The following is a 6,960-nucleotide window of genomic DNA, read 5'->3' as shown; positions in this document are numbered from 1 at the left end:
TTGGTAAGAAATCTCTGTACTTAAATATAACTCTACAGCATTTACCTTGAATTGGAAAGAATAGGTTTCATTTTTTCTTGACCGTTGAAGCCCCTCTTTCCCCATTCTACGATATTTTCCGACCCACGCTTGAATGCATTTTGGGGAAGGGATGTCATATTTTTTTGTTAAGGCAGTATATCCTATATGTCCATTCAAATACTCTTGGACTACCTTACATTTAAATTCTGCACTATATTTTGCCATAAAAAGACCCCCATAAGTTAGATTCCTTGGTCTAACTTATGGGGGTCTCTACAATAACAGGCCGGCGGATTTTTTGCAGTTTGCCTGTCCATTGGCCAGTGCATACGGGAAGGAATCCCACTGATACGCGGCGCGGGGGGCGTAGCATGTGGAAAGTATTTGACAAAATAGATTGCACGCAATATAATTAAGCCATAGAAAATAAGTGAGAGTTTAGGAGGAGCTTGGATGAGCATTTATGGACTGACGAAGAATACGGATTTGCAGGAAATGATCAAGACGATGGCGCAGGCTGAGGCCAATGGCACTATGATGTACTATGCATTGGCTCGCATGGCGCGTGAGCAGGGCCTGGAGGCTGTAGCTGCGGCTTTCATCGAGGCAGCGAACCAGGAGGCTGTCCATGCAGGCTTCTACGCGACGCTTAACGGCAAGTATCCACAGGATTTCTGGGGCTTGCTGCGCACGATCGAGAAGGCAGAAACGAATGGTGAGGTGCAGGTCATGGCTATGGCGTCGAAGGTGCGGGCGGCAGGTTTTGCTGAGGCTGCTGACGAGATGGAAGTCTTTGCCAAGCAGGAAGGTCATCATGGCGTGCTGCTGCGTGAGATCCTCGCTAAGTATGGCCCGCAGGAGCAGGCTGTGGCACCGGGCCAGAAAGTCTATGTTTGCCCGGTTTGCGGCTATGAGCACATTGGCGACATCCATGACGAAGCGGATGATTATACCTGTCCGCTCTGCGGCCAGCCTAAGGCTGCTTTTCAGGAAAAGCAATGATTATTGACTAAGTCAACCACATAATTCCCTGTGCATCTATTCTACAGTTTACCAAGTAACATGTATACAATATTTCATGTTCTCTGGGTATGGACATATACCGCTGGGTGTGTTATCATCTAGCTATACAAATTTTCAGGCAAAGGAGCCGTATGTCATGTCATATCGATATGTTCATGCGGCTCTTTTGCGGTATCAGGAGGTATATATCTATGGCAGAAAAGAAAGCTGGTATGAGCCTGGACAAGCTCGGCATCTGGATCATTGCTGCGACGGTCCTTGGTGCGGTGGTTGGCCTCGTCATGGGCGAGCCAGCCCACATGTTTGCGCCGATGGGCAATCTCTTTATGCAGCTCATCAAGATGGTGGTAGTGCCCCTTGTCCTGTTCTCTTTGATCGGCGGTGCGGCTTCGCTGGGGAAATCGAGCAGTGCTGGCAAGATCGGTGCGCTGACCTTTGTCTATTATGGAATCACGACGGCGGTGGCTGTTGCGTTGGGCCTGCTGTTCAGTGAGCTCTTCCGTCCGGGTGCAGGCATCGATATGGCAGCGCTTTCTGGTGCGGCCGTACAGGTGGAGCACATGGAGGAAAGCACGACAATCCCAGGTTTTTGGGAGACTGTGACGGGGTTTGTGCCCGCCAACCCCTTCAAGGCACTGGTTGATGGCAATATCCTCCAGATCATCGTCTTTGCGATGTTCATGGGCTTTGCATCGACGTATCTTGAGGAGAAGAAGAAGGCTGTCCTCATCGATTTCTTCAACTATATGACGGAGCTGTTCATCAAGATCATGACGGCTATCATGTACGTGGCACCGCTGGGTGTATTCTGCCTGATGGCTGATGCGACGGGAACCTTTGGCTATGCGGTGCTTGCCAAGATCATGTATCTCATTGTCCTCTATGTTGTCGTGCTGGCGATTGTCACCTATGGCATGATTGGCGGTTCGGTGGCATTGTTCTCGAAGTGCACGAGCTATACGCAGTTCTTCAAGAGCATGTGGAAGGTCCAGATCTTCGCTTTTTCGACGGCTTCCTCGATGGCGACGCTGCCGCTCAACATGAATACGGCGATGAAGGAGCTCGGCGTCTCGAAGGAGACGACGTCGTTCGCCCTGCCGCTGGGGGCGACAATCAACATGAACGGCAATGCGGCCTACTACGCGATGGCAGCAACGTTCATCGCGCAGATGTATGGCATGGAGCTGTCGCTGATGCAGTATCTGGCCATCATCATCACGAGTACGCTGGGGGCTGTCGGCCAGGCCGGCGTTCCGGGGCCGACGCTGCTCGTCGTTGCTGTACTGGCAGCGGCTGGCATTCCCATCGAGGCATTGCCGATACTCTTTGGTGTTGACCGTATCTTTGACATGCTGCGCACGGCTGTCAACATCACAGGCGATGCTGCTTGTGCCACGATTGTCGACCGGTTCCGTGATACCTCGGCTGCAGCGGAGAATATGGATGCTGCGACGGAACACTGAAAAAATTTGAGAAATTTTATCAATGTGTTGACAATTGTTATCAATTAGGGTATATTATATTCAGGCTTTCGTTAAGGCATTTGTTCAAAGCGTGGAGGCGCAGAACGGGTGTCAAAGCTCTCCTAAAATATAATACACAGCAAGAACGGCGATTCGTACTGCTCATACGAATCGCCGTTCTTGTGTTTATCGGTAGTGTTATTCTTCCAGTTTGCCTGCGGAAAGTTGTTTAGGGCGCAACAGCTTGAGGGCAAAGCCAAGCAAGAGGCCCAGGATAGCCGGGCAGATCCAGCCAAAGCCTTGGGCGAAGAACGGCAGGACCGTTGCCAGCCAGGCGACGAAGCCATCGAGATGCGTGACACTGAGCCAGGTGGGAGGCAGTGCCTTGATGAAGTCGAAGACGGAGCTCAGGATGACCGCTGTCATGGCACTGCGGGTAACCAGGCGGTCACAGCCAAAGAAGTGCCCAGCCAGCGATGTGAGCGTCAGCATGATGGCAATCGGGTAGAGCATCATGAGGACAGGAATCGAGAACTGGATGATGGCTGAGAGGCCGACGTTGGCAATCAGGAAGGTGATCAAGGCGAAGCCGATGGCTAGCTGGTTATAGGTCGCTTTGCCGGGGAACATCTTGACAAAGGCTTCCGAGCAGCTGGTGATCAAGCCGATGACGGTCTTGAGGCAGGCAAACAGTACGATGAAGGCGAGCAAAGCGGCGCCGCCATCGGAGAAGTAATGGGCAGAAATCATGGCAAGCACAGCTCCGCCGTTGGCGCTGGGTTCGCCATAGCCGCGGCTGCCGGCACCGGCCATGGCGACGAGGATGTAGATGACACCCATGAGGGCGCAGCTGAAGATACCGGCTTTTACCGTGTTTTTGGCAATAGCCCCTGGAGCCTCGATGCCAAGCTTGCGGATGACGTCGACGACGATGATGCCAAAGGCAAGGCCGGCCAGGGTGTCCATCGTGTTATAGCCATCCAGCAGGCCTTGCAGTACGGGGGACTGCTGGTAAGCGCCTGTGGGGGCAAAGGAGGAGATGGTGGCGGCAGGATGAGTGAGGGCCGTGAACAGCAGGATGCCGAGTATGACGAGGAAGATCGGTGTGAGGATCTTGCCCGTCCAAGTCAGTATCTTGCCGGGGCGCAGGGAGAACCACAGAGCTGCCGCCATAAAGGCCAGCGAGAACAGCAGCAGAGCCAGCTGTTCGTTGCAGCCTGCTGGCAGCAGGGCCTTGGCACCAATCTCGAAGGGCACTGTCACACAACGGGGGCTGGCAAAGAATGGCCCGATGGTCAGATAGAGTGCACAAGTGAAGATGTAGCCGAAGTGGCGGCCAGCTTTCTGGCTGAGATCAAGCAGACCATCGCTTCCCGTGATGCCGAGCGCTGCAACGGTCATCATCGGCATGCCGACGCCTGTGATCAGGAAGCCGAGGAGGGCCGGATAGATGTTGCTGCCGGCTTCCTGTCCCAGATAGGCGGGGAAAATCAGGTTTCCGGCACCAAAGAAGAGGCCGAACAGCATACTGGTAATCGAAAGTGTCTCACCCCAGGTGAGTTTTGTTTTCATTGTCTATTCCTCCTGGATATTCTGTACTGAGTAGTATAAGTTTAACAGGTCAGACTGCATTTGTGAAACAATATATTCCTGTATGCGCAATCTTTTGTCGAATTTGTTTGGAGGTAAGAAAATATACTGTATAAATGATAGGAAATAATTGTATTTACGAGCAAAAGGTAGTATACTGTATACAAGAGAGTTGTACGAAAGGAGCGGGATATCATGTTTGCATGGGTGGAGGTTCTGCGCGAGCGGGACAATGTGCTGGAAATCGCTTATAGCCTGGGAGAGGCAATGAAACTCGATGGACGGATCACCTACAATAAGGTAGCGGGGTCGGCGAATCTTGAGCAGATTGCCGAAGGAGCCAGTCCGCAGGCTACGCGTGACTTCATGGAGGCGCTCAAGGAGCGCATGCAGACGAAGCCGTGGGGATCAGGCCAGATCATCCGTGTCGCTTATAGCCGCAGCACGGAAAATGAGCTGGTCGGCAATTGGCAGATGGAAAAGCAGGCCGCATTTGTACGGTTCGGCTGAGTGTTCGGAAAACAGAAGCCACACAAGGATTATTCCTTGTGTGGTTTTTTTAGCGCAGTCCCTTGCGGGTTTCAGCTTTGGCGATGAGGGCGCGGCCTTCGTCGAAGGCATCTGGCAGGTAGCCGTCTTCCCATTCGCGGCCCTGCTTTTCGATTTTCTTGATGGCTTTCCAGTCGGTGACGGGCCGGCCATTCTCATCGGTCAGGGGTTCATGGAAGATGTGCGGGTGGCGGCGTACCATCTTGTCGGCAGAGGCTTTGGCCACGTCTTGTAATGTGAAGAGACCTTCTTTTTCGGCCAGGCAGGCGTGGAAGATGACCTGCAGCAGCAGGTCACCAAGCTCCTCCTTGAGGTTATCGGACTTGCCGGTTTCGCGCAGGATATTGATGCCGGCCAGCACCTCGCAGGCTTCTTCGATGCAGCCGGCCTTGATGCTCTCGTGTGTCTGCACCTTGTCCCAAGGGCAGCCATCGTCGGCTTGCAGTTGTTTGACAATCTGTTCTAAGCGTTTGATTTCATCTTGGTACATAAAATGACCTTTCTGTTCAGGGAATGGATACTTTTGGCTATATTATATCGCATTTGCCAGGCGGGCAAAACAAAAGCAGAAATTTTCGCTGACATTTTCTGGGGGACGTGTTATAATTGTTCACAAGAAACACGCAATGGAGCGCTGATGGCTCATTGCGTGTTTTTATTTTATGTACGTGAAGGGAGTTTTTATTATGCGCAGCTTTCCATTATTTGCTGAACTTGAGGCCAAACGCGATGAGATCAATAGCCGGTTCCATCGGGAGACGAAGCCGCTCCTCATTGAGCGCTTTCAGGAGTTCGGCTTCGTGCCGGTAAAGCCGAACAATGCCGAGTACATGGTGCTCACGGAGAAGAGCACGGGCAATCATTATCTGCTGACCATCAGCCGGTATGAACTACGCATCGAGTTTGAGCATGTTGCCCGCCATGAGATTGTCAAGATCTGCGAAATCAGCAACTTCAGTCTCAGTGCGCATACGATCATGAATATCGCTATCCGGGCTATTGACTGCTGGCTGCAGTACGGTGTCGTGCTCGACTATGTCAAGGCGCAGCATCTCGGGGCGGCTGAGTGATATGGTGACGATACGCGATGCCAGACTGGCCGATGATGGGCGGCTGCTGGAAATCTATGCGCCATATGTGCGAGAAACAGCCATCTCCTTTGAGACGGAGGTGCCTGAGCTCATGGAGTTCAGGCAGCGCATGGAGCATGTCCGCCGCCGCTATCCGTATCTAGTGGCAGAGGAAAATGGACGGGTTCTCGGCTATGCATACGCCGCAGCTTTCCATGTGCGCGCGGCCTATGATTGGGCGGTGGAGACTACCATTTATGTCGACAAGGAGTGCCGCCGTGGCGGCATAGGGCGCAGGCTCTATGAGGCCTTGGAGGCAGCTCTGGGGACGATGGGCGTCCTCAATCTCAATGCTTGCATTGCTGCGCCGGTTGATGGGGCTGAGGATGAGTATTTGACAAATGACAGTGAGGGATTCCATGCTCGTATGGGGTATACGTTAGTGGGCAGGTTCCACAAATGTGGTTATAAGTTTGGCCGTTGGTATGATATGATCTGGATGGAAAAGATGCTTGGGGAACATGTAGAAAAGCCAAGGCCCGTGCAGGCGTACGCGGATGTGAATTTTCGTTGAATCTCTTTAAATTGCAGTTTGACTGTCCGTGCGTGGTTAAAATAAACTCGTTACAGCTCAGCTTGGGTGGGGGCGGGTGCACTTTTTCTCCGCTCCCGCTAAATGACCCGCGCGGTTGCTTTAGTACGTATCCAGATACATGTGCCGGGCAGGCTGGCGGCACGCCAATACATCGAATCGTTCTAGGAAGTACGTACTGCGGGCCATCCCTCACTGCGTTCGGGCAAATCGCTCCCGCTGCGAAGAAAGTGTACCCGCCCCCGCCCTCTGCTACGTTTAGATAAGCCTGCTTTGTTCCGGCAATAGGTTACGAATTACATCGATGTGCTTGTTACGAGAGAAACGGTTCGTACAAACCTGCTCATGCGGATGATAGGGGCGAACGGGGTAGTGCTTCTTTCTATCTGGAGCGACTGTCCTAGGCACAGAATGATACGCACTAACGTATTAGCAGGTTGAAGATTCATTCGGGCTATTGCTGAAACGAAGCCGCCGGGCAGGGGAGTACCATAAGCGTAACATTGATGGTTTGCGTGAAGAAAATATTTTTTGCCTACACATTCCGTTGAAAAATTCACACCGTTCAAGCGAAGCGCGTTTGGGAACTTTTTCAATGCTTAGTTAAAGGCAAAAAATATTTTTAGCAAAGCATCTAAGTGAAGCGTTGGTA

Annotated in this window: 8 protein-coding genes; 5 read left to right on the top strand and 3 right to left on the bottom strand. The window is 52.2% G+C overall.

Annotated elements, in window-relative coordinates:
- The coding region (locus FZ041_RS08085; RefSeq protein WP_149189206.1) for a helix-turn-helix domain-containing protein at positions 1-246 on the bottom strand (246 nt) is incomplete at its 3' end.
- A gap of 228 nt (positions 247-474) precedes the next feature.
- Between FZ041_RS08085 and FZ041_RS08080 the strand changes: the two genes are divergently transcribed.
- On the top strand, positions 475-1,023 hold the full coding sequence (locus FZ041_RS08080; RefSeq protein ID WP_075445863.1) for a ferritin family protein: 549 nt from the start codon (positions 475-477) through the stop codon (positions 1,021-1,023).
- A gap of 212 nt (positions 1,024-1,235) precedes the next feature.
- A complete protein-coding gene (locus FZ041_RS08075) occupies positions 1,236-2,507 on the top strand; it encodes a dicarboxylate/amino acid:cation symporter (RefSeq protein ID WP_075445864.1) in 1,272 nt (423 codons plus the stop codon).
- A 198-nt stretch (positions 2,508-2,705) separates the two neighbouring features.
- Here FZ041_RS08075 and brnQ read toward each other — a convergent pair whose 3' ends face one another.
- Complete coding sequence (brnQ, locus tag FZ041_RS08070; protein ID WP_149189205.1) at positions 2,706-4,079, bottom strand: branched-chain amino acid transport system II carrier protein; 1,374 nt, start codon at positions 4,077-4,079, stop codon at positions 2,706-2,708.
- Positions 4,080-4,292: 213 nt separating this feature from the next.
- Between brnQ and FZ041_RS08065 the strand changes: the two genes are divergently transcribed.
- Entirely contained in the window at positions 4,293-4,607 is a 315-nt protein-coding gene (locus FZ041_RS08065; RefSeq protein WP_149189204.1) for a hypothetical protein, read from the top strand.
- A gap of 49 nt (positions 4,608-4,656) precedes the next feature.
- Here FZ041_RS08065 and FZ041_RS08060 read toward each other — a convergent pair whose 3' ends face one another.
- Positions 4,657-5,136: a MazG nucleotide pyrophosphohydrolase domain-containing protein gene (locus FZ041_RS08060; protein ID WP_149189203.1), complete on the bottom strand. Its 480-nt coding sequence runs from the start codon at positions 5,134-5,136 to the stop codon at positions 4,657-4,659.
- Between the two features lie 196 nt (positions 5,137-5,332).
- On the opposite strand from FZ041_RS08060, the gene FZ041_RS08055 reads away from it, so the two are divergent.
- Positions 5,333-5,716, top strand: coding sequence for a hypothetical protein (locus FZ041_RS08055; RefSeq protein ID WP_075445868.1), 384 nt, complete (start codon positions 5,333-5,335; stop codon positions 5,714-5,716).
- Position 5,717: 1 nt separating this feature from the next.
- Positions 5,718-6,290, top strand: coding sequence for a GNAT family N-acetyltransferase (locus FZ041_RS08050; RefSeq protein ID WP_149189202.1), 573 nt, complete (start codon positions 5,718-5,720; stop codon positions 6,288-6,290).
- Positions 6,291-6,960 lie beyond the last annotated feature (670 nt).

This window comes from Pseudoselenomonas caprae (assembly GCF_008271345.1).
GTDB lineage: Bacteria > Bacillota > Negativicutes > Selenomonadales > Selenomonadaceae > Selenomonas_A > Selenomonas_A caprae.
Note: the sequence above shows the minus strand (reverse complement) of the source record. Positions and strands in the feature narration are given on the sequence as shown.

Bases quoted from the DNA above. Each gene is read 5' to 3' on its own strand.
- FZ041_RS08065 (WP_149189204.1), top strand. From the start codon at position 4,293: ATGTTTGCATGGGTGGAGGTTCTGCGCGAGCGGGACAATGTGCTGGAA.
- FZ041_RS08050 (WP_149189202.1), top strand. From the start codon at position 5,718: ATGGTGACGATACGCGATGCCAGACTGGCCGATGATGGGCGGCTGCTG.
- FZ041_RS08055 (WP_075445868.1), top strand. From the start codon at position 5,333: ATGCGCAGCTTTCCATTATTTGCTGAACTTGAGGCCAAACGCGATGAG.
- brnQ (WP_149189205.1), bottom strand. From the start codon at position 4,079: ATGAAAACAAAACTCACCTGGGGTGAGACACTTTCGATTACCAGTATG.
- FZ041_RS08060 (WP_149189203.1), bottom strand. From the start codon at position 5,136: ATGTACCAAGATGAAATCAAACGCTTAGAACAGATTGTCAAACAACTG.
- FZ041_RS08080 (WP_075445863.1), top strand. From the start codon at position 475: ATGAGCATTTATGGACTGACGAAGAATACGGATTTGCAGGAAATGATC.
- FZ041_RS08075 (WP_075445864.1), top strand. From the start codon at position 1,236: ATGGCAGAAAAGAAAGCTGGTATGAGCCTGGACAAGCTCGGCATCTGG.